Origin of the sequence: Novosphingobium sp. KA1 (assembly GCF_017309955.1) — a bacterium.
Taxonomy (GTDB): Bacteria; Pseudomonadota; Alphaproteobacteria; order Sphingomonadales; family Sphingomonadaceae; genus Novosphingobium.
Genome location: NZ_CP021247.1, coordinates 1,537,561 through 1,557,143 on the forward strand (window position 1 = coordinate 1,537,561; position 19,583 = coordinate 1,557,143).

Consider the following 19,583-nt stretch of genomic DNA (forward strand, 5'->3'; position numbering starts at 1 on the left):
GAGATGGCAATGCGGTTCGGTCGGCTCGATCTCAATCTCTTGGTGGCCCTCGATGCGCTGCTGACCGAGCGCAGCGTGTCGCTGGCGGCGGACAAGCTGTGCCTCTCGCAATCGGCCACATCCAGCGCGCTGGGACGCCTGCGCGAATACTTCGGGGACGAGCTGCTGGTGGTGAAGGGCCGCCACATGATCCTCACCGCCCGGGCCGAGGAACTGATCGAACCGGTGCGCGCGGTGCTCGAGCAGATCCGCTCGACCATCACCGTTGCCCCGCCGTTCGATCCCGCCACCGCGGAACGCCAGATCCGCATCATGGCATCGGACTATTCCACCCAGGTCCTGCTGGCCGATGCCATCGCCGAGATTTCGAGCGAGGCCCCCGGCATCCGTTTCGAAATCCAGCCGATGCACGAAACCCCGGTCGATGCGCTGGAACGCGGGTACATCGACCTCCTGCTTACTATCGATTACGCCATCTCCACTGATCACCCCAGCCAGATCCTGTTCGAGGATGACTACGTGGTGCTCGGCTGGGAGGGCAATCCGGCCTTGCAGGGGCCGATGACACGCGAACTGTACTTCGAACTCGGCCACGTCACCGCGCGTTTCGGCAAAGCGCAGGTACCCGCGTTCGACGACTGGTTCATGCGCCGCCAGAAGCAGCAGCGCCGGGTGGAAGTGGTGGCGCCCAGCTTCCTGTCGATTGTCGGGCTGGTGATGAACAGCAACCGCATCGCCACCGTTCACCGCCGCATGGCCGAGGTTTTTGTGCGCAGCCTGCCGCTGGTCATGCGCGAGATGCCCTTCAGCTTCCCGCCGATCCGCGAGGCGATCCAGTGGCATATCTCCAACTCTAACGACGCCGGGCTGCGCTGGGTGGTGGAGAAGCTGGAAGCCGTTGCCCAGCGAAGTGGCAGAGCAGGCAATGTCGTGCCCATCGATCCCGCCCAGCGCGAGGACAACGAGCGCGAGCGGATCGAATATGCGTTCCGGATGAACAACAAGCCGCTCTAGGCGGCGTGGACACATTCCGCATTGCCACGGTTGCCCTGCAAGCTGCGCCAGCAAGGCGCGAAGCCGCAGGAAGAGCGGGCCTCTTTCAAGGCGGAGCAACGCTGCTGGCGCAGCTTGCAGGGCAACCCCTGCGGGGCTGGAGGCAAAAGCCGTCCCTTCGGCGTCGGCTCGGCTGGAAGTATCGACATACTCCTGCGCCTCACCTTCTTGAATTGACGGCTTTTGTCTCCAGCCGTGGCAATGCGGAATTTGTCCACGCCGCCTAGGCCTGCTGCGTACCCGGCCCCTCAACCCCAAATTCGTCATCCCCGCGAAGGCGGGGATCCCGCTTATCGTGCGGCATGTGAGAGGTCGCAGAAGGAAGCGGGGCCCCCGCCTTCGCGAGGGCGACGGAGTGATTTGGGTAGAGGTGGATCGAGTGGGGCTGGCCTGAAGTGTAGCGGATGGCGAGTCAGTCGAACTTGCCATTTCGACCGTGCTCCCGCCCATGCTCGCGATCGTAACGCTCCCGCGCTTCGTGAATCGCGTCCGAGCGGGTATTGATCCAGTCGATCATCCCGCGCGCCCTGGCGAACAGGTCCTCCCCCAGCCCTGACAGCCGGTAGGCGACTTTGGGCGGCACGTCCGCGCTGACGCTGCGCAGCACGAAGCCGTCGCGTTCCAGCGCGCGCAGTTTCAGCGTCAGCACCCGCTGCGAAATCGCCTGCTCGGACGATAGCTGCGCGACCACGCGCTTGAGGTCGGCATGGCGCATTTCGCCCTCGCCCAGCACCAGCAGGATCAGGGTGGTCCAGCGGTCCCCCAGCATGGCCATGACCGCGCGCGCGGGCGCCTCCCGCTCGTGGCCATGGCGCGCCATTTCATCGGCCAGGGCGCGCAGCCCCGGCAAGTCCAGCGGTTCCACGCATCCCCCCGTAATGGGCACAAAAAAGTGCCGTCTTCCATCCATCGGGAGGCACTTTATGCCGGGATCAAACAAGGTCAATTCCGGGAGAGTGCGATGGTCGCAGATGCGACGAGAATGGATGGCAAGGTTGCCGTCATCACCGGCGGAGCCGGCGGGATCGGCGGCGCCACCGCCCGGTTGCTGACCGCGCGCGGGGCAAAAGTGGTGATCGCCGATATTGCCCTTTCCGCCGCCGAGGACCTGGCCGCGACATTGCCCGATGCCATCGCGGTGCACCTCGATCTGGAGCAGGAAACCTCGATAGAGGCGATGATCGCACGGACAGTGGCCCAGTTCGGAAGGCTCGATGTGCTGCACAACAACGCGGCACTGCTCGGCCCCGACATCGCGCAGGCCGATGGCGATGTGGAGCACATGGCCACCGTACTCTGGGACCGGACTTACGCGGTCAATGTGCGCGGCACGATGATCGCCTGCCGCGCCGCCCTGCCGCATTTGCGGGCAAGTGGCGGCAATATCGTCAACACCGTCAGTAACCTCGCATTGCAGGGGCACATGATTCAGGCGGCCTATTCCTCCTCCAAGGCGGCGGTGATCCAGATGACCCGCGCCATCGCCGCCAGCCACGGCGTTCATGGCGTGCGCTGCAACGCCGTCGCCCCCGGCATGACGATGACCCCGGCGCTGCGCGAGGCTTTCCCGCCGGTGCTGCGGCAGGCGGTGGAGGAGGAAACCCTGCGCGACCGCCTCGGCGCGCCCGAGGACATTGCCGAGGCGGTGGCCTTCCTCGCCTCCGACGCGGCCCGCAACATCACGGGCCAGGTGCTGGTCGCCGATGGCGGCTGCGCCAGCCACGTTCCCGGAATCGCACGGTTCCGGGCCTTCTTTTCGGGAGAGCATGCATGAGCCAGTACGACGTGGTCGTCATGGGCGGGGGGCACAACGGCCTCGTCGCCGCCGCCTACATGGCCAAGGCGGGCAAGAAGGTGATCGTGCTGGAGCGCAAGCCCCACTACGGCGGCGGCGTTTCCACGCGTGAGCTGATCCAGCCGGGTTTCTGGCATGACGAGCACTCCAACGTGCACATCATGATCCAGGGCAACCCGATGCTGCGCGAGGACGAGTTGGGCCTGCTCGGCAAGTTCGGCCTCGAATATATCTATCCCGAACTGCCCCACGCCTCGATCTGGGAAGACGGGACCATGGTGCGCTCCTGGCGCGATCTGGACCGCACCTGCGAGGAAATCGCAGCCTTCTCGCCCAAGGACGCGGAGGCCTATCGCAAGTTCGCCACGGCCTCGATGGCAGCGCTGCCGATGTTCATGTCCGGCCTCTACGCCCCGCCGTTCCCGATGGGCGCCTTCGTGGCGATGATGGACCAGTCCGACGAAGGGCGCTTCCTGCTCGACGTCATGCAGCGCTCGGCGCTCGACGTGGTGAACCAGTATTTCGAGAGCGACCTGCTGCGCCTCCACATCGTGCGCATGGTCACCGAGAACCTGCAGATGCCCGACGAACTGGGCACCGGCATGGGCGCTTTCCTGATGCCGGGGATCATTCATGCCTATGGGTGCTCGATGCCCAAGGGCGGCTCCGGCCAGCTTTCCCACGCGCTGGTCCGCGCTATCGAGCATTTCGGCGGCGAAGTGCGCTGCAATGCCGAAGTGCGCCGGGTGATCGTATCCGGCGGCAAGGCCACCGGCCTCGAACTGGTGGATGGCGAGACTTTCATGGCGAAGGACGGCGTGATCGGCGCGATCCACCCGCATGTGCTGCGCAAGTTCGTGGCCGAAACGCCCGAGCCGGTACTCCAGCGCGCGGAGCGGGTGACGCAGTCCACCTTCTCGATCAACCTCACGCACCTGACCCTGAAGGAGCGGCTGCGCTTGAAGGTCGGCAACGACGCCAATGCCATGATGACCGAGCTGATGGACTTCTACACCATGCGCGACATGCTGCTGGAGTACGACAAGCTGCGGCGCGGCGAAGTGTCCGAACGGCTGATCGCCGGCGGTGACAACACGATCTTCGATCCCAGCCGGGCCCCCGAAGGCGCGGGTGTGTTCTACGGCGTGAACTTTGCGCCTTACGACCTCTGGCCCGATGGTCCGGGTTCGTGGGACGAACGCAAGGAAGAGATCGCCGACAAGGCGCTGGCGCAATACCGCAAGTTCTACGCGAACCTCGATGATGCCAACATCACCGGCCGCCTGATCCGCTCCCCCGTCGATCACGAGCGGGACAGTCCGGCCAGCTTCCTCAAGGGCGACATCCACGGCTGCGCACCGTTCTTCTACCAGTCGGTCGGACACCGGCCGACGCCGGACCTCGGTTCGCTGCGGGTGCCGCAGATCGAGGGGCTCTATCTCGTCGGGCCGTTCATGCACCCGGGCGGCGGCGTGTTCGGCGCGGGCCGGGCGACGGCGATCCAGATGATGGACGACCTCGACATCGAATTCGACAAGGTTTGCGCAGGAGCGGTATGATGGCACAGAACAAGAAGGCCCCCGTGATGCGCATCCTCGATGCGCAGGACAAGGAATTGATGGCGGTGCGCCGGATCGAGCGGGACGGCGACAACCTGATGATCCGCGGCAAGATCTTCGGGGCGATGCCGATGGTCGCCAAAGTGACGCCGGAAGAAGCGCGCGCGGCGCTCAAGCTGCTGGATGCCAGGACGATCCTGTTCATCCTCAGCCTGCTGTTCCGCAAGGGGCGCTGACATGGGGCAGAGGCGCAAGCTGCGCGCATGCGCCTCTGCATCCTGCGAAAAATGCGCGAGCGCGGGTGTACTCCTGCAACAATTGCCGTAAGTCCGCTCCGATTGGCAATTTTCGAAAAGGACAGGGCAAGTGACGGCAGATCGGGGCAACCGCGTGGCTAAAGGCGCGGGCCGGTGAACGCATACCGCCGTCATGCGCGCATCCTGACCGCCAGCCTGGTCGGCACCGCGGTCGAGTTCTACGACTTCTACGTCTACGCCACCGCCGCCGCGCTGGTGTTCGGGCCGCTGTTCTTCCCGGCCCATTCCGCCTCGATCCAGCAACTGGCGGCCTATGCCAGTTTCGGCGTGGCCTTTGTCGCCCGCCCGGTGGGGGCGATGCTGTTCGGCCACTTCGGGGACCGGATCGGCCGCAAGTCGACGCTGGTCGCCTCGCTGCTCTTGATGGGCGGGGCGACGGTCGCCATCGGTCTTTTGCCCACTTACGAGAGCGCGGGCTGGATCGCGCCGTTCCTGCTCTGCCTGATGCGTTTTGCCCAGGGCCTTGGCCTTGGCGGCGAATGGGGCGGCGCGGCGCTGCTGGCGGTGGAGAATGCCCCGCCGGGCTGGCGCGCGCGCTTCGGCATGTTCCCGCAGTTGGGGGCGCCGGTGGGTTTCATCGCGGCGAACGGCCTGTTCCTCCTGCTCAGCCTGACCCTGTCCGAAAGCGATTTCGTGCGCTGGGGCTGGCGCATCCCGTTCCTGCTGAGTTCGGTGCTGGTCGGCCTCGGCCTGTGGATCCGCTTCCGCCTTGCGGAAACCCCGTCCTTTGCGGCCACGCACGGCGAGCAGCCCAAGGCGATCCCGATCATCGAGCTGTTCCGCACCCACTTGCGCCAGACGCTGGCGGGCACGTTCGCGGTCGTCGCCTGTTTCGCGATCTATTACCTCACCACCGCCTTTGCGCTGGGTTATGGCACCACGACGCTCGGCTACGACCGTCAGGCGTTCCTGGGCGTGCAGCTTTTCGCGATCCTGTTCATGGCCGTGGGCATCGTGCTGGCCGGTTATGCGGCGGACCGCTGGACCTCGCGCACGGTGCTGATCGCGGGCAGTGCGGGCGCCATCGTTGTCGGCTTGCTGATGGGCCCGATGTTCGCGGCCGGATCGCTCACCGCCATCGCCGCGTTCCTCTCGCTCGGCCTGTTCACCATGGGCTTTGTCTATGGCCCGCTCGCCTCGCTGCTGCCGCAGCTGTTCGATGCGCGGGTGCGCTACACGGGATCGTCGATCGCCTTCAACGTCGGCGGCATTCTCGGCGGCGGTTTTGCGCCGGCGGTGGCGCAGGGGCTGGTGGACAGGGGCGGGGTGCTGTTCGTCGGCCTCTACATCTCGCTTGCCGCCGTGCTCAGCCTGGTCGGCCTGCTCTGGGTGCCGCGCCATACCGAGGCGGCGTTTTCCACCTGACGCCAATTCGGCGCGCTCGATAGCTGCGATCCGATTCCATGCGTTTTTCCTGGCTCATCCTGCCGGTCATAACCGAGCTCTGGAAAAGTCAGGATCGAGACAAGCATGAGCATTCTGGGAGTAGAGAGCGTCCTGTTCGGCGTCGCCGACGTGGCCGAGCACGCACGGTTCTGGACCGATTTCGGCCTGCCGGTGGAAAGCGCGGGCGAAAACGAGGCGGTGTTCCGCCTTGCCTCGGGCAGCCGGCTGATCGTGCTGCGCCACGGCGACGCCCGCCTGCCGAGCCCGGACCCGTTCCCCGGCGACGGCCTCAAGGAAACCGTCTGGGGCGTCGACAGTGCCGACAACCTTGAGGCAATCGCCGCCAGCCTCGCCTCGGAAGTGGCGGTGACGCGCGATGCCGACGGCACCGTCCACGCCGTCTGCCCCGACGGCCAGCCGATCGCCCTGCGCGTCTGGGCCAAGCGGGCGTTCCATTCGGAAGCGAGCCCGGTCAACACCCCCGCCAGCTATCCGCGCTTCAACCAGCACCGCATCTGGCGCCAGCGGGCGGTGCCCAAGACGATCAACCACGTGGTGTTCTTCTCGCCCGATTACGTCGGCAGTTTCGAGTTCTACGAGCGCCACTTCGGCTTCCACTATGTCGACCATTCGAAGGGCGTCGGCATCTTCGCGCGCGCGGGCGGCACCTATGAGCACCACTCGATCTTCTGGGTGAACTGCGACCTTCCCATCGCCCCCGACCACTTCAAGTTCATGCACATCGCCTTCGGCATGGACGACATCGACGAAGTCATGCTCGGCGCCAACATCATGGAGGCGAAGGGCTGGAAGAACGAGAGCATGAACAGCTCGGGCGGCATCTCGCGCCACCGCATTTCCAGCGCGATCTATTATTACTGCGACATGCCCGGCAAGGCGGGCGAGGCCGAGTATCACGCCGATACCGACTATCTCGACGAGAACTGGGTGCCGCGGGCCTGGGACTTCCGCTTCGGCTCGCTGCTGTGGTCGAACAATGCCCCGCCGATCTTCCGGGGCGACAACATTCCCTGGGACATGACGTTCGATGCCGACCGCGCCAGCTTCGAGGCGCACCGCAAGCACAAGCCGGGCAAGCAGCCCGCCGAGGGCAAGCTGGGCGAACTGACCGAGGACGACGAACACGCGATCTGACGGCAGATGACGGGCGGCACTTTCCTCATTTTATGGGGACTTCCAAAGGCTACCATTTGCAGGGATAGTGCCGCGCGGCAGCCAGTAGCCGTAAGGAGTCGTCATGTCGAAGATCGCCGTTGTCGTCGGAAGCCTGCGCGCAGGATCGTTCAACCGCCAGTTCGCGGAAGCGCTGATCCGCCTGCCGGCAGGCGAGGGCCATGAATTCACCTTTGCCGATATCGGCTCGCTGCCGCTTTACGACCAGGACGACGATGCCGATCAGGCCGAGCCGGTCAAGGCGCTCAAGGCGCTCATTGCCGGTTCGGACGGCGTGATCTTCGTGACGCCGGAATACAACCGGTCGTTCCCGGGCGTGCTCAAGAACGCCATCGACCATGCCTCGCGCCCTTATGGGCAGAGCGTCTGGGCGGGCAAGCCGGCTGGCGTGATCGGTGTTTCGATCGGTGCCATCGGCTCGGCGCTGGCACAGCAGCACTTGCGCAACGTGCTGGCCTATCTCGACATGCCCACGCTCGGCGCGCCCGAGGCGTTCATCCAGTGGAAGGACGGGCTGATCACGCCTGAAGGCACCATCGGCGAGCAGTCGGCCGGGTTCGTCGGCGGCTGGCTGGAGAACTTCCTCGCGCTGGTCGACCGCCACAAGGGGTGAGAGGCTGTTTTGAAAATGCCCGAACGGGCATTTTTGCGGCGGCACGGGCCGGTGCCGCGAAATGCGCTTTTTTGCGAATTTCCAGATAGTCTCGGAGGCGGCCTTACGGCGCCGCGGCCTGACTGCGGCGCCGTTCCGCCTCCGCAAGCGCGGCGCGGTAGATCGGCTGCATCGCCGCATAACCCGCCGCGTTGGGGTGGATGCCGTCGACGAACAGCTCTTCGCGGATCGATCCGTCGGGACGCGCCAGGGCGGCGTGGTAGTCGGCAAGGACCAGCCCTTCCTGGCGGGCGATCTGGCTCAGGCGCTGGTTGACCCGGGCGATGGCGGGGCCTGGGTCGGGCGCGAACAGGCCGCCGAAACCTTTCGAGGGCGGCAGCGTGCCGAGGATCAGCACCGCGCCGTGCCGCCGTGCCTGCTCGGCCATGGTGCGGACATTGCCGTCGATCTGGTCCAGCGTGACCGGGCCGGTCAGGCCGAACACGTCGTTGCTGCCGAGCATGAGGTGGATGATGCGCGGGCCGAGGTCCAGCGCGTCCTGCCGGAAACGCAGCAGGATCTGGCTGCTGGTCTGGCCGCCGACGCCGCGATTGACCACTTGCGTGCCCAGCGTGGGCCAGCCCATCGTGATCGAATCGCCGATCATCACGACTTCGGGATGCAGGCCCTCGCGCCGAAGGGCGGTGTTGGCGGCGCGGTAGAAGCACAGGCCGCCCCAGTCGTCGTAGTCGCTGCCGGTGATCGAGCGGCCCGCCGGGCTGCAGGCGCTGTCGGTCAGCCCGACAAGGCGGGCGCGGCGCTGGTCTTTCCAGACACTGTGGCCGACCAGCCCCAATCCCAGCCCCACAAGCAAAAGCCCGGGCACGACGATGCGCAGCCGCACCGTCATGCCCGGGCCTTTGCCTGGATCGCGCAAGCGCGGCTTAGCCGAGAATGCCGGCCGTCTTGCCCGCACGCGTGAACATGCCGATGATCTGCTGGACCTGTTCGGCCGAGTGCTCGGCGCAGAGCGAGCAGCGCAGCAGCGTCATGTTGGCAGGGGTCGCCGGCGGACGCGCGAGGTTCACGTAGAGGCCCTCGTGCAGCAGCGCTTCCCACATCATCGCGCCGCGTTCGAGGTCGGGCATGATGACGGCGATGATCGCGCTCTGCGGCTCCTCGGTGCCGAGCTGGAAGCCGGCATCGGCCAGGCCCTTGTGCAGGACCTTGGAGTTTTCCCAGAGGTGCGCGCGCTTGTCGGCGGCGTGCATCAGCTTGCGCACCGAAGTCGCGGCGGTGGCGACGACGCTGGGCGGCAGGCTGGCGGTGAAGACGTAAGGACGGCAGACCAGGCGCATGATCTCGAACTTGGGGTGGTTCGAGACGCAGAAGCCGCCGACGGTGCCGACCGACTTGGAGAACGTGCCGATCACGAAGTCGACATCGTCAAGGCAGCCCTGGTCCTCGGCCACGCCGCGGCCGTTGGGGCCGATGAAGCCCATCGAGTGCGCTTCGTCCACCAGCACCATGGCGCCGTACTTCTTGGCGACCGCGATCATCTCCTTGAGCGGGGCGATGTCGCCCAGCATCGAGTAGACGCCTTCCAGCACGACCAGCTTGCCCGCGCCCTCGGGAATGCGGCGCAGGCGCTTTTCCATCGCCTCGATGTCGTTGTGCTTGAACGGCACGACTTCGGCGTCGCCCATCTTGCAGCCGTCCCAGATCGAGGCGTGGCTGTCGATGTCGAGCACGATGTAATCGCCCTTGCCGGCGATGGTCGAGATGATGCCGAGGTTGGCCTGATAGCCGGTCGAGAACACCATGGCGTGCTTCATGTCGTAGAAGTCGCATAGCGCTTCCTCGACCGCCTTGTGCCCCGCGTAGGTGCCGTTCAGCACGCGGCTGCCGGTGGTGCCGGCGCCGAAGTCGTCCAGCGCCTGCTTGCCCGCGGCGATGACGTCGGGGTCGAAGGTCATGCCCATGTAGTTGTAGGTGCCGAGCAGGATCGTCTCGCGCCCGTTACACATCGCGACGGTGGGCGAGATCACCTTTTCCATGACGAGGCCGAACGGATCGGTCACGCCGGTGGAGAGCAGGCCCTTGCGCATCTCGATCAGCGGATCGAACTTGCTGAACAGGTCGGTTGCGCCTTGCGTCTCGTTATCGCTGAGCATGTCGGTCATCGCAGAATCCTTCAGCCCTGGAGCTTGACCACGGCGTCGACGAGCTGGCCGTAGTTCTCGATCTCGGCCTGCTGGTTCATCGAGATGATGATGTCGAAGCCGTCTTCGATTTCGGCCACGAAGTCCATCACGGTCAGGCTGTCGAATTCGAGATCGTCGGTGAAGCGGGTCGCGTCGGTAATCTCGATGCCCTTCTTGTTGAAAGGTTCGATCAGCGCGGCGATGCGGGCCGAGGTCTCTGCGCGGTCCATGGTCATTTCAACTCCGGTAATTTCGGTCGGCGCTCTGGCCGATAATTGCGGCGCAAAAGCGGCGGCGGGGGGTAAAGTCAAGCACGGGCGCGTCGGGAAGGGCCATATCGGCGTCCGGAACGCTTGCGGGAAGGGTCAGACCAGCGCTCGGACGGCTTGCATGAAGGGACCGATCGAGACCGGCTTGGCGAGATAGCCTTCGGCCCCCGCCTCGCGGATACGCTCCTCGTCGCCCTTGCCGGCATAGGCCGTGACGGCCAGCACCGGGATCGTGCGCAGGACCGCGTCCTTCTTGGCCGCCTCGATCAGGTCCAGCCCCGAGACATTGGGCAACTGGATGTCCATGATGACGAGGTTGGGTACGAATTCGCGCGCCCTGTCGAGCGCGTGGAGCCCGTCCGCGACCGGCTCCACCGAGAAGCCCTGACTCGTGAGAACATCGCAAAAGAGCTTCCGGTTAAGGTCGTTGTCCTCGACAACAAGGATTCGCTTTGCCATTCCGCGCCTGAACCCCATCTAGTGGCTGAACCGCCGCTCTAGGACAGGCAAGCGAGGCTGACAATTCTCGGAAGTTCCCCTTCCTCATCGCAGGATGCCGAAACGCTGGCGCTCCACGCGCTGGGCTGGGTGCTGGGCGACGGCGATCGTGCCGAGCGATTCCTGGCGCTGACCGGCCTGACGCCCGATCATCTGCGCACCTCGCTGGGCGAGATCGGCACGCTGACGGCGGTGCTCGATTTTCTCTGTGCGCACGAGCCGGACCTTGTCGCCGCCGCCGACGTGCTGGGCGTAAAGCCCGAGGAACTGGCTGCCGCCCGCCAGAGGATCGGCCGATGAGCCGTCCGCTGCTGATCACCGACTGCGACGAAGTGCTGCTCTACATGGTCAGCCACTTCCGCGACTGGCTGGCCGAGGACGAGGGCGTCACGTTCGACATGTCGCGCGGGGACTTTTCCAGCGCGATGCGCCGCACTGCCTCGGGTGAATTGCTTGAACAGGCCGAGATGTGGTCGCTGCTCAACAAGTTCTTCGATGGCCAGATGCATCGCCAGACCGCCGTGGAAGGCGCGATGGACGCGATTCGCGCGATCGGTGAACATGCCGATGTGGTGGTGCTCACCAATCTCATGGATTTCCGGCAGGACGCCCGCCAGCGCCAGCTGGCCGACCACGGTGTCCACCTCAGGGTCTACACGAACCAAGGACCAAAAGGCCCGGCGCTCAAGGCGATCCTCGAGGAATATGCGCCCAGCCGCGCGGTGTTCATCGACGATCTGGCCCAGCATCACGGCTCGGTAGCCGAGTTCGCGCCGGAAATCGGCCGCCTGCATCTTTGCGCGGAGCCGCTGCTGGCGCCGCATATCGCCTGCGCCCATGCGGCGGGACATGCCCATGCGCGAATCGACGACTGGAAGAGCGCCACCCCGTGGCTGCTCGACTGGCTGACCGACAACACCCCCCACTGATCCAAACTGACAGGAAACCGTTCCATCATGACTGAAGCCGAAACCCGCCTTGCCGCCCTTGGCCTGACGCTGCCCGAAGCCGCCGCTCCGGTTGCCGCCTATGTGCCGGTGGTGATCGCCGGCGACACCGCCTATGTCTCGGGCCAGCTGCCCTTCGTCGGCGGCAAGCTCGTCACCGGCCGTCTGGGCGAGGACGTGAGCCTTGAAGCCGGCGTCGAGGCGGCGCAGGCCTGCGCGCTGATGATCCTGGCCCAGCTCAAGGCCGCGCTCGGCTCGCTCGACCGCGTGGAGCGCGTCGTCAAGCTCGGCGCCTTCGTGAACTCGACCGGCGATTTCACCGACCAGCCCAAGATCGCCAACGGCGCTTCGGAACTGATGGTCTCGGTATTCGGCGATGCCGGCAAGCATGCCCGCAGCGCTGTCGGCGTGCCGGTGCTGCCGCTCGGCGCTGCCGTGGAAGTGGACGCCATCGTGACGCTTCGTGCTGCTCGCCTCGATTGATCGATGGCTGGTGCCGGCCCCCGACCCCCGGCGGGTCGGGTGGATCGGCGCACGCGACTATGCGCATCGGGGCCTGCACGGCGCGGGTATCCCGGAAAACTCGCTTGCCGCATTCGATGCGGCGCTGCGCGGCCAGTTTGGCATCGAACTGGACGTGCAGCGGGCGGGTGATGGAACCCCGGTGGTGTTCCACGATGCCACGCTGGACCGCCTGACCGGCGAGAGCGGACCGATTTCCCGCCGCAGCGCCGCCCAGCTCGGAGCGGTCACGCTGACCGGCAGCGAGGAGACGGTCCCCACCCTGCGCCGCGTGCTCGACCGCGTGGGCGGGCGGGTTCCGGTCCTCATCGAGATAAAGTCCGGCCCCGGGGTGCGGATCGCCGCCCTGTGTCTGGCGGTGCGGCGGGTGCTTGAGGGCTATGCCGGTGACTGTGCGGTGATGAGCTTCGATCCCCGCGTCTCGCGCTGGTTTCGCATCCATTCACCGCTGACCGTGCGGGGGCTGATCGTCAGCGAGGGCGAGGACCGCGCCTTGCCCGGCAAGATCCGCCGCCATCTGGCCTTGTGGCAGGCGCGGCCCGATTTCCTGGCCTATGACGTCCACGACCTGCCGAGCCGCTTTGCCCGCGCCCAGCGCGACCGCGGTTTGCCGGTGGCGAGCTGGACCGTGCGCAGCCCCGAACACCAGGAGCGGGTCCGCCACCATGCCGATGCCGCGATCTTCGAGCAATGCGACGAGGAACTGGCGTGAGCGAAGGCGATTTTACCGCGCGGATCAGCGGCAGCGTGACCTCGTTGCCGGCGGACGAGTGGGATGCATTGAGCGGCGGCGGCAATCCCTTTGTCAGCCATGCGTTTCTCTCGGCGATGGAAGTCTCTGGCAGTGTCGGCGAAGGCAGTGGCTGGAGCCCGGCGCCGATCACCATCGCGGGGCCGGACGGTCGTCTTGCCGCGGCGCTTCCGGCCTATCTCAAGGAGCACAGCCAGGGCGAATATGTCTTTGACCATGCCTGGGCCGATGCCTGGCACCGGGCGGGCGGCGCCTATTACCCCAAGCTCCAGATCGCGGTGCCGTTCACCCCAGCCACGGGGCCGCGGCTGCTCACGGTGCATCCCGAACTCCATCTGCCGCTGCTGCGTGCCGCCGAAACGCTGTGCCACCAGCACGGCCTTTCCTCCGCCCACGCGACGTTCATCGCGCCCGGGCAAGTCCCAGCCTTCGAGGCCGCGGGCTGGTTGCTGCGCGAGGATATCCAGTTTCACTGGGAAAATCGCGGCTATGTCAGCTTCGACGATTTCCTCGGCGCGCTATCCTCGCGCAAGCGCAAGGATATCCGCAAGGAGCGCGAGAAAGCGCAGGAAGGCGTCGAGATCCGCACATTCACCGGCGTGGATGTGCGCGAGGAGCACTGGGACGCGTTCTGGGCGTTCTACCAGGATACCGGTGCGCGCAAGTGGGGCCAGCCCTATCTGACGCGCGAAGCGTTTTCGCGGCTGGGCGAGACGATGGCGGACCGCATCCTGCTGGTCATGGCCTATATCGAGGGCAAGGCCGTGGCGGGAGCGCTGAACTTCATCGGCGAGGAGGCGCTCTACGGCCGCTACTGGGGCGCGCTGGTGGAGAGGCCGTTCCTCCACTTCGAACTGTGCTACTATCAGGCCATCGATGCCGCCATTGCGCTGGGCCTCTCGCGGGTCGAGGCAGGCGCCCAGGGCGGCCACAAGCTGGCGCGCGGGTATGAACCGGTGCGCACGGTTTCAGCGCACTATATCGCCCACGAAGGCCTGCGCGCGGCCATTGCCGACTATCTCGATCAGGAACGGGCGGGCATCGCGCAGGACCAGATCTGGTTGGGCGAGCGCACGCCGTTCCGCAAGGATTAAGCCGCTTTGCGGGTGGTGGCGCAGAGCCATTCGCGGGCGCGGCGCTGGGCCTCGGCGATCTCGCGCGCGGTCATTTCGTCGGCGACTTCCGCGCGGCAGGCCGGAGCTTCCTCATGGCCGGCAACGGCAGCGAGGTTGAACCACTTGTGTGCTTCGACGAGGTCGCAGCCGACGCCGTGGCTGCCAGTCGAGTAGGCGACGCCAAGGTCGAAGTAAGCCGAGGTATCGCCCCGAGCGGCAGCGGCGAGGCAATCGGCCACCAGCAGGTCCTCGGCGGCGATGTCCGCTTCCTGCGCGGCGAAACCCAGTGAATCGATCCAGACAGTGCCCATCGTCTGATACCCCCGTTTGCATTGGACCGAGGCTCGGTCTTGCGATGGGGACAAGCTGACCGATTCATGGTCAACAAAGCGTTAACGATAAATCGAAAAACCTTGCTCTTGCGGTTCCGGTATATTCCGCTCTGTTATCGAACAGCCGTTCAGGTTTTTTGTGGACGGCTCGGGTTATGTCCTTGTGCCGGTAGAATACCGGCCTTATAGGCCGCCCCACCACGGTTTGCCGGGAGGTCACTGGAAAAATCCGGGGCCGCAGGGCGTAGGCGGGCCGGGGCGATTCGTGCGGAGATTCTCTGGATGGCAACGGCCCTATCTGACGAAATTGATGTCCTCGCCAAGGCCAAGCGCATGCTTGGCGGTTCCTATATTCCTGCCGAGAATGAATCGTACATGTGCGATTCGCAGCAGGACTACTTCCGGCGCCTGCTGCTCGCCTGGAAAAAATCGATCCTCGATGCATCGGCCGGCACCCTGGCCCAACTTCAGGACGGTCCGATCCGGGAGCCCGACCTCAACGATCGCGCTTCGAGCGAGACCGACTGGGGGATCGAGCTGCGCACCCGCGACCGGCAGCGCAAGCTGATCGCCAAGATCGATTCGGCGCTGCGCCGGATCGAGGAAGGCGAATACGGGTACTGCGAAGTGACGGGTGAACCTATCGGCCTCGGCCGTCTGGAAGCGCGTCCGATCGCGACGATGACGGTGGAAGCCCAGGAAGCGCACGAGCGCCGCGAAAAGGTTTCGCGCGACGATTGAGGCGCCTGATCGACGGCCCGCAGCCGGGGGGCAGCGGGCCGTTCGTCGATCCAGGGCCGCTTGCGCGATGCCGCGTATCGCGGATGACTCACTTTTAACCGTGTCTGCACGGTTCGTGTCCGCGTGGTACCCGGTCTGGGGCCGCGTCGCGGGCCGGTGATCGGTCTGCATCATTAAGGCTTTCTTGGTGACTGCCCCTTAGAACGAGCGAACATTCGTGTTAGGCTCGCCGGGTATTTGCGTCCGCCGCGTCTTGCACGACGTTCGACGGCCGCCTCGATTACCGGACGAGAGTAGATGAGCGAAGCTGAAAATCGACAGATCGCACGCGACAGCCTGTTTCTCATGGCTGACCTGCGCGTCGATGGCCTGGACGGCGAAGCGCGGATCAAGGTTCGCAACCTTTCTCCCGGCGGCATGATGGGCGAAGGCAGCGTCCGGGTGGTTCGCGGCACGCTCGTGAAGGTGAACATTCGCAACATTGGCTGGGTCGAGGGGGCGGTTGCCTGGGTACAGGACAATCGCTTCGGGGTGGCCTTCAGCGGCGAGATCGATCCCAAGCTGGCGCGGGTGACGGTGGCCGCGGCCGAAGACGCCACGCCGCGTTTCGTGCGCAACCACGAGGCCCGCTATTCCCCTGAAACCGGCGCGCTGCGCAAGATCTGACAGGCCGATCGCGGTTTTTGCCGTCATGGTGGTGCCTGCCATTTGCCGGCCGGGGGAAATCGACTAGGCCCATACTCATGCCGGCTGACAATATCCCATCGCGAAGAGGCATCCAGGCAGGCGTCCTTGCGGCGGTGCTGGCGCTTGCCGGGTGCGGATCGGCCAGCAATTCGGCGCTCGGCGTGGCTGCTATCGGCGATCCGGCGGACCCTTTCAGCACCGGGCGCAGCGCGCCGCTGGCCGAGCAACTGGTGCGGGCCTCGACCAGCGAAGGGCTGGTCTCGTTCGACGAGAAGGGGCGCGTCATTCCGGCGCTGGCCGATCGCTGGATCGTCACCGACGATGGCCTGAGCTACATTTTCCGCCTGCGCGACGGCAACTGGCTCTCGGGCGATCCGCTCACTGCCGCATCGGCCAAGCAGGCGATCGACAAGGCGCTGGAAGACACGCGCGATACGCCGTTTGCGCTCGATCTTGGCGGGATCGACGAAGTGCGGGCGATGGCCGGGCGGGTCATCGAGATCCGCCTTGCCCGGCCGATGCCCTATCTCCTGCAACTGCTGGCGCAGCCTGAACTCGGGCTCGTGCACAAGCAGCGCGGTGCCGGGCCGATGCGGCTTGAGCGGGACCGGGGCGCGGCGCGGCTCACGCCGATCGATCCGGCGCATCTCGGGCTGCCCGCCATCGAGAACTGGGCGCAGCGAACCCGCCGCGTGGACTTGCGCGCGGTGTCCGGCCCCGAAGCCGTTGCCGCTTTTAATGACGGTGCCGTCGATATTGTCATGGGCGGCGAGATCCAGGACTTCCCGCTCACCCGTTCGGTGGGCATCCTGCGCGGCACCATCCAGGTCGATCCGGTCGTGGGGTTGTTCGGATTGCAGGTGATGAACAATCACGGCTTCCTCGCCGATCCTGCCAATCGCGAGGCCATCGCCATGGCGATCGACCGCGATGGCTTGATCGCCCCGTTCAGCCTGGGGGGCTGGTCGCCGACGACCCGGGTGGTGAGCCCCAGCCTCGATGGCGATCTCGGCACCATCGGCGAGCGCTGGGGCAACCAGTCGCTCGACGAGCGCCGCGCTGTCGCGGCGGCGCGGGTCAGGCGCTGGCAGGCGCAGCAAGGCGGCCAGCCTGCTGCGCCGGTCTCGTCGCCGAAGGCCGATGCGCCCAAGCGGCCCTTGCAACGATTGCTATCACGCGGCGGCAATACGCCGCAACCGGCGGCGCTTTCCGAGCATGCGCCGGGTCTGGTCATCTGGCTGCCGCAGGGCGAGGGCAGCGATACTCTGTTCGAGCGCCTGTCCGCCGATTTGTCCGCGATCGGGCTGCGCCTCGTGCGCAGCGGCGACAAGGATGCGCGCGATGCCGACCTCGTGCTGATCGATGACGTGGCGCGTTATCCCCGCGCGGCCTGGTTCCTCAACCGGCTGTCCTGCGCCGAACGGCGAGGGCTCTGTTCGGCCGAAGCCGATGCACGGGCTGTCGAGGCCGCCAGCGCCGCGACGCCGCAGGACCGCGCGGCGCTGCTGACCGAAGCCGAAGCGGAGCTGACTGCTGCCAACGTCTTCATTCCGTTCGGAACGCCGATCCGCTGGTCGCTGGTGCGTGGCAGTGTCGACGGTTTCGCGCCGAACACCTGGGGCTGGCACCCCTTGATGCCGCTGGCCTGGGTGCCCAAATAGGTCCGACGGCGCTGTTGCCGTTCGAGGAGTGCGAAAGTTTTGGCGACTGGACAGACTTCTGCCCGCGGCATGGACCTGGAGTTCCCGCTGGGGAACGATCCGGTTTCCGTCACCCGCCGTGTGGAAACGCTCGAGCGTGTGCTTGAAAACGCCTTCACCATCCCAGGCTTGCGCCGCAAGGTCGGGCTCGACGCGGTGGTTGGACTGGTGCCGGTGGCGGGCGATGTGGTTTCGGCATTGCTGGGCATGTACCTCGTCTGGGAGGCGCGCAACCTTGGCATGTCGAAGTGGCAACTGGCGCGCATGACCGCCAATGTCGGTGTCGATACGCTGCTCGGCGCGATCCCGGTGGTGGGTGACGCCTTCGATTTCCTGTTCCGTTCGAACACCCGCAACCTGAAGATCATCCGCAAGCACATCGCCAGGCATTACCCTCATGCACGGGTGATCGAGGGCTGATGAAAGTGCGTTTCTGGCCGGTAGCGCTGGCGCTGCCTCTGGCGGGCTGCGGTTCTTCGGACCCGGTGCCGGCGCCGGTCACCTCCGATGAGGCCAAGGCGCTCGATCAGGCGGCGGAGATGTTCGATACGCGGGCATCCGAAATCCCGTCGGACGGCACGACAGGATCTAGGCCGTAAACTCATAAACGACACCATCGAGGCGTCCAAATGGCGAACATATCGGGCCGAAGTGGCCGCCGGACGGGCTGGTTGCCCGTCCAAGGCCGGTTCGGTTCGAGATGGAAGCCATTTGGACGCCCCTTCGGGGTTTGACCAAAATGGTCCATCGCTGCGTCAGGAAGTCTAGAAATATCGACATATTCCGTCGCCTTCCTTCCTCACGCTGAACCATTTTGCCTCAAACCTCGATGGTGCCGTTTATGAGTTTACGGCCTAGTCGAAACTGACCTTGCCGCGTCCGGCCTTGACCGAACCGCGCAGCTTCTTGCCTTTCAGCCGCTGTTCCTTGCCCACTCGGTTGAGCCGGCTCTTGGCGCGCTTTTCGGGCAGCTTGTAGGCGTCGCGCAGCATTTGCGCCAAGCGTTCGCGGGCATCGGCGCGGTTGGCTTCCTGGGTGCGGAAGCGGCGGGCGGTGAACATCAGCTCCCCGCCCGAGGTCATGCGGCTGCCCGCCAGTTCCTTCAGCCGTGCAAAGACGGGCGGCGTCAGTCGCAGCGCATAGACGTTGATCCTGAGCTGGACCGCCGTCGCCACCTTGTTGACGTTCTGCCCGCCCGGCCCGGAGGCGGCGATGAAGCTTTCGCTCGCCAGGGCCTGGGCGCGGTCTATCGTGGCTTCAATCTCGCTCATTCATCGCTGAAGCCGAGCGCGGCGAAGTCCTTGGGCAGCGGCGCCATGGCTACGATCGGCTCCTTGTCGCCGCGCGGCACGGTCAGGCCCGCCGCGTGGAGCATCGTGCGCGGCGCGCCCTTGCTGGAACCATAGACCGGATCGCCCAGCAGTGCGTGGCCAAGGCCGGATGCGGCGTGGACGCGGATCTGGTGGGTGCGGCCGGTTTCGGGGCGGAATTCCACGAGGGTCAACCCGTTCTTCTCGTCCAGCTTGCGCCAGTGGGTGACGGCGGGCTTGCCCTTCTTGGCCGGGATCATGCGCCAGCCGTCCTTGGCGGTGCTGACCTTGGAGAGGTTGAGCGCGATCGTGCCTTCCTCTTCCTCCAGCGTGCCGGCGACGATGCCGAGGTAGCGCTTCTGGACCTGCTTTTCCTCGAAAGCGGCGGAAAAGCGCTTCAGGGCCTTGGGGTTGCGGGCCAGCAACAGGCAGCCCGAAGTGTCGCGGTCGAGCCGGTGCACCGGCGCGGGGTGACGGTGGAAGCCCAGCTTCAGCTCGTCCAGCCGGTCTTCGAGGCTCGGCCCGCCGGCACGCGGCGTATCGAGCGGCAGGCCGCCGGGCTTGTCGATGACCAGCGCTTCGCCGTCCTCGAAGAGGATTTCCAGTTCCAT

General features: G+C 65.9%; 25 protein-coding genes. 17 read left to right on the forward strand and 8 right to left on the reverse strand.

Translation table 11 applies throughout. The annotated features are described in order from the left end of the window. The first annotated feature begins 3 nt into the window (after positions 1 to 3). A complete protein-coding gene (locus CA833_RS07665; RefSeq protein WP_242526320.1) occupies positions 4 to 1,014 on the forward strand; it encodes a LysR family transcriptional regulator in 1,011 nt (336 codons plus the stop codon). Positions 1,015 to 1,465: 451 nt separating this feature from the next. Here the strand turns inward: CA833_RS07665 and CA833_RS07670 are convergent, their stop codons facing one another. Beyond that, positions 1,466 to 1,918 carry a helix-turn-helix domain-containing protein gene (locus CA833_RS07670; protein ID WP_242526321.1) on the reverse strand — a complete coding sequence of 151 codons (453 nt, stop codon included), beginning with the start codon at positions 1,916 to 1,918 and terminating at the stop codon, positions 1,466 to 1,468. Positions 1,919 to 2,014: 96 nt separating this feature from the next. On the opposite strand from CA833_RS07670, the gene CA833_RS07675 reads away from it, so the two are divergent. The 6 genes from CA833_RS07675 (at position 2,015) to CA833_RS07700 (ending at position 7,917) form a co-directional block, all read left to right on the forward strand. Continuing rightward, positions 2,015 to 2,827: an SDR family NAD(P)-dependent oxidoreductase gene (locus tag CA833_RS07675; protein WP_207079699.1), complete on the forward strand. Its 813-nt coding sequence runs from the start codon at positions 2,015 to 2,017 to the stop codon at positions 2,825 to 2,827. After that, positions 2,824 to 4,407: an NAD(P)/FAD-dependent oxidoreductase gene (locus CA833_RS07680; RefSeq protein WP_207079700.1), complete on the forward strand. Its 1,584-nt coding sequence runs from the start codon at positions 2,824 to 2,826 to the stop codon at positions 4,405 to 4,407. The genes CA833_RS07675 and CA833_RS07680 overlap by 4 nt, the downstream gene beginning before the upstream one ends. Continuing rightward, positions 4,404 to 4,643 (forward strand): hypothetical protein, encoded by a 240-nt coding sequence (locus tag CA833_RS07685; protein ID WP_242526322.1) that lies wholly within the window; start codon positions 4,404 to 4,406, stop codon positions 4,641 to 4,643. Before CA833_RS07680 ends, CA833_RS07685 begins: the two co-directional genes overlap by 4 nt. A 174-nt stretch (positions 4,644 to 4,817) precedes the next feature. After that, complete coding sequence (locus tag CA833_RS07690; RefSeq protein ID WP_207079701.1) at positions 4,818 to 6,089, forward strand: MFS transporter; 1,272 nt, start codon at positions 4,818 to 4,820, stop codon at positions 6,087 to 6,089. A gap of 105 nt (positions 6,090 to 6,194) precedes the next feature. Further along, positions 6,195 to 7,265: a VOC family protein gene (locus CA833_RS07695; protein WP_207079702.1), complete on the forward strand. Its 1,071-nt coding sequence runs from the start codon at positions 6,195 to 6,197 to the stop codon at positions 7,263 to 7,265. 103 nt (positions 7,266 to 7,368) lie between these two features. Next, positions 7,369 to 7,917 (forward strand): NADPH-dependent FMN reductase, encoded by a 549-nt coding sequence (locus CA833_RS07700; RefSeq protein WP_207079703.1) that lies wholly within the window; start codon positions 7,369 to 7,371, stop codon positions 7,915 to 7,917. A 103-nt stretch (positions 7,918 to 8,020) separates the two neighbouring features. On the opposite strand, the gene CA833_RS07705 is transcribed toward CA833_RS07700, so the two are convergent. The 4 genes from CA833_RS07705 to CA833_RS07720 form a co-directional block, all read right to left on the reverse strand. Beyond that, positions 8,021 to 8,806, reverse strand: coding sequence for a GDSL-type esterase/lipase family protein (locus CA833_RS07705; RefSeq protein WP_207079704.1), 786 nt, complete (start codon positions 8,804 to 8,806; stop codon positions 8,021 to 8,023). A 34-nt stretch (positions 8,807 to 8,840) separates the two neighbouring features. After that, entirely contained in the window at positions 8,841 to 10,079 is a 1,239-nt protein-coding gene (locus CA833_RS07710) for an aminotransferase class I/II-fold pyridoxal phosphate-dependent enzyme (protein ID WP_207079705.1), read from the reverse strand. 11 nt (positions 10,080 to 10,090) lie between these two features. Next, a complete protein-coding gene (locus CA833_RS07715; RefSeq protein ID WP_142636232.1) occupies positions 10,091 to 10,330 on the reverse strand; it encodes an acyl carrier protein in 240 nt (79 codons plus the stop codon). Positions 10,331 to 10,465: 135 nt separating this feature from the next. Further along, positions 10,466 to 10,828, reverse strand: a complete 363-nt coding sequence (locus CA833_RS07720; RefSeq protein ID WP_142636230.1) for a response regulator — start codon at positions 10,826 to 10,828, stop codon at positions 10,466 to 10,468. Positions 10,829 to 10,891: 63 nt separating this feature from the next. On the opposite strand from CA833_RS07720, the gene CA833_RS07725 reads away from it, so the two are divergent. The 5 genes from CA833_RS07725 to CA833_RS07745 are packed head-to-tail and all read left to right on the forward strand — an operon-like array spanning position 10,892 to position 14,181. Then, positions 10,892 to 11,167 (forward strand): DUF3572 domain-containing protein, encoded by a 276-nt coding sequence (locus tag CA833_RS07725; RefSeq protein ID WP_255535879.1) that lies wholly within the window; start codon positions 10,892 to 10,894, stop codon positions 11,165 to 11,167. Next, positions 11,164 to 11,796: an HAD family hydrolase gene (locus CA833_RS07730; protein WP_142636226.1), complete on the forward strand. Its 633-nt coding sequence runs from the start codon at positions 11,164 to 11,166 to the stop codon at positions 11,794 to 11,796. Before CA833_RS07725 ends, CA833_RS07730 begins: the two co-directional genes overlap by 4 nt. A gap of 27 nt (positions 11,797 to 11,823) precedes the next feature. Beyond that, positions 11,824 to 12,297, forward strand: coding sequence for a RidA family protein (locus CA833_RS07735; protein WP_207079706.1), 474 nt, complete (start codon positions 11,824 to 11,826; stop codon positions 12,295 to 12,297). A 10-nt stretch (positions 12,298 to 12,307) separates the two neighbouring features. Beyond that, a complete protein-coding gene (locus tag CA833_RS07740; RefSeq protein WP_312846147.1) occupies positions 12,308 to 13,048 on the forward strand; it encodes a glycerophosphodiester phosphodiesterase family protein in 741 nt (246 codons plus the stop codon). Continuing rightward, positions 13,045 to 14,181 (forward strand): GNAT family N-acetyltransferase, encoded by a 1,137-nt coding sequence (locus CA833_RS07745; protein ID WP_207079707.1) that lies wholly within the window; start codon positions 13,045 to 13,047, stop codon positions 14,179 to 14,181. The genes CA833_RS07740 and CA833_RS07745 overlap by 4 nt, the downstream gene beginning before the upstream one ends. Here the strand turns inward: CA833_RS07745 and CA833_RS07750 are convergent. Next, positions 14,178 to 14,513 (reverse strand): sel1 repeat family protein, encoded by a 336-nt coding sequence (locus CA833_RS07750; RefSeq protein WP_207079708.1) that lies wholly within the window; start codon positions 14,511 to 14,513, stop codon positions 14,178 to 14,180. The genes CA833_RS07745 and CA833_RS07750 overlap by 4 nt on opposite strands. 303 nt (positions 14,514 to 14,816) lie before the next feature. Between CA833_RS07750 and dksA the strand changes: the two genes are divergently transcribed. The 5 genes from dksA (at position 14,817) to CA833_RS07775 (ending at position 18,261) form a co-directional block, all read left to right on the forward strand. Beyond that, entirely contained in the window at positions 14,817 to 15,275 is a 459-nt protein-coding gene (dksA, locus tag CA833_RS07755) for an RNA polymerase-binding protein DksA (RefSeq protein WP_142636217.1), read from the forward strand. Between the two features lie 297 nt (positions 15,276 to 15,572). Continuing rightward, positions 15,573 to 15,941: a PilZ domain-containing protein gene (locus CA833_RS07760; RefSeq protein WP_142636215.1), complete on the forward strand. Its 369-nt coding sequence runs from the start codon at positions 15,573 to 15,575 to the stop codon at positions 15,939 to 15,941. 77 nt (positions 15,942 to 16,018) lie between these two features. Continuing rightward, complete coding sequence (locus tag CA833_RS07765) at positions 16,019 to 17,623, forward strand: ABC transporter substrate-binding protein (protein ID WP_207079709.1); 1,605 nt, start codon at positions 16,019 to 16,021, stop codon at positions 17,621 to 17,623. Positions 17,624 to 17,692: 69 nt separating this feature from the next. Beyond that, entirely contained in the window at positions 17,693 to 18,082 is a 390-nt protein-coding gene (locus CA833_RS07770; RefSeq protein WP_207079710.1) for a DUF4112 domain-containing protein, read from the forward strand. After that, positions 18,082 to 18,261 (forward strand): hypothetical protein, encoded by a 180-nt coding sequence (locus tag CA833_RS07775; protein ID WP_207079711.1) that lies wholly within the window; start codon positions 18,082 to 18,084, stop codon positions 18,259 to 18,261. The genes CA833_RS07770 and CA833_RS07775 overlap by 1 nt, the downstream gene beginning before the upstream one ends. Positions 18,262 to 18,516: 255 nt before the next feature. Here CA833_RS07775 and arfB read toward each other — a convergent pair whose 3' ends face one another. Continuing rightward, a complete protein-coding gene (arfB, locus tag CA833_RS07780; RefSeq protein WP_207079712.1) occupies positions 18,517 to 18,933 on the reverse strand; it encodes an alternative ribosome rescue aminoacyl-tRNA hydrolase ArfB in 417 nt (138 codons plus the stop codon). After that, on the reverse strand, positions 18,930 to 19,583 hold the full coding sequence (locus CA833_RS07785; protein ID WP_207079713.1) for an RluA family pseudouridine synthase: 654 nt from the start codon (positions 19,581 to 19,583) through the stop codon (positions 18,930 to 18,932). The genes arfB and CA833_RS07785 overlap by 4 nt, the downstream gene beginning before the upstream one ends.

Excerpts from the sequence above, each read along its gene's own strand:
- CA833_RS07700 (WP_207079703.1), top strand. The coding sequence starts at position 7,369 with ATGTCGAAGATCGCCGTTGTCGTCGGAAGCCTGCGCGCAGGATCGTTC.
- CA833_RS07765 (WP_207079709.1), top strand. The coding sequence starts at position 16,019 with ATGCCGGCTGACAATATCCCATCGCGAAGAGGCATCCAGGCAGGCGTC.
- CA833_RS07720 (WP_142636230.1), bottom strand. The coding sequence starts at position 10,828 with ATGGCAAAGCGAATCCTTGTTGTCGAGGACAACGACCTTAACCGGAAG.
- CA833_RS07770 (WP_207079710.1), top strand. The coding sequence starts at position 17,693 with ATGGACCTGGAGTTCCCGCTGGGGAACGATCCGGTTTCCGTCACCCGC.
- dksA (WP_142636217.1), top strand. The coding sequence starts at position 14,817 with ATGGCAACGGCCCTATCTGACGAAATTGATGTCCTCGCCAAGGCCAAG.
- CA833_RS07785 (WP_207079713.1), bottom strand. The coding sequence starts at position 19,583 with ATGGAACTGGAAATCCTCTTCGAGGACGGCGAAGCGCTGGTCATCGAC.
- CA833_RS07695 (WP_207079702.1), top strand. The coding sequence starts at position 6,195 with ATGAGCATTCTGGGAGTAGAGAGCGTCCTGTTCGGCGTCGCCGACGTG.
- CA833_RS07675 (WP_207079699.1), top strand. The coding sequence starts at position 2,015 with ATGGTCGCAGATGCGACGAGAATGGATGGCAAGGTTGCCGTCATCACC.
- CA833_RS07760 (WP_142636215.1), top strand. The coding sequence starts at position 15,573 with ATGAGCGAAGCTGAAAATCGACAGATCGCACGCGACAGCCTGTTTCTC.
- CA833_RS07735 (WP_207079706.1), top strand. The coding sequence starts at position 11,824 with ATGACTGAAGCCGAAACCCGCCTTGCCGCCCTTGGCCTGACGCTGCCC.
- CA833_RS07680 (WP_207079700.1), top strand. The coding sequence starts at position 2,824 with ATGAGCCAGTACGACGTGGTCGTCATGGGCGGGGGGCACAACGGCCTC.
- CA833_RS07750 (WP_207079708.1), bottom strand. The coding sequence starts at position 14,513 with ATGGGCACTGTCTGGATCGATTCACTGGGTTTCGCCGCGCAGGAAGCG.
- CA833_RS07685 (WP_242526322.1), top strand. The coding sequence starts at position 4,404 with ATGATGGCACAGAACAAGAAGGCCCCCGTGATGCGCATCCTCGATGCG.
- CA833_RS07715 (WP_142636232.1), bottom strand. The coding sequence starts at position 10,330 with ATGGACCGCGCAGAGACCTCGGCCCGCATCGCCGCGCTGATCGAACCT.
- CA833_RS07710 (WP_207079705.1), bottom strand. The coding sequence starts at position 10,079 with ATGACCGACATGCTCAGCGATAACGAGACGCAAGGCGCAACCGACCTG.
- CA833_RS07665 (WP_242526320.1), top strand. The coding sequence starts at position 4 with ATGGCAATGCGGTTCGGTCGGCTCGATCTCAATCTCTTGGTGGCCCTC.
- CA833_RS07730 (WP_142636226.1), top strand. The coding sequence starts at position 11,164 with ATGAGCCGTCCGCTGCTGATCACCGACTGCGACGAAGTGCTGCTCTAC.
- arfB (WP_207079712.1), bottom strand. The coding sequence starts at position 18,933 with ATGAGCGAGATTGAAGCCACGATAGACCGCGCCCAGGCCCTGGCGAGC.
- CA833_RS07775 (WP_207079711.1), top strand. The coding sequence starts at position 18,082 with ATGAAAGTGCGTTTCTGGCCGGTAGCGCTGGCGCTGCCTCTGGCGGGC.
- CA833_RS07705 (WP_207079704.1), bottom strand. The coding sequence starts at position 8,806 with ATGACGGTGCGGCTGCGCATCGTCGTGCCCGGGCTTTTGCTTGTGGGG.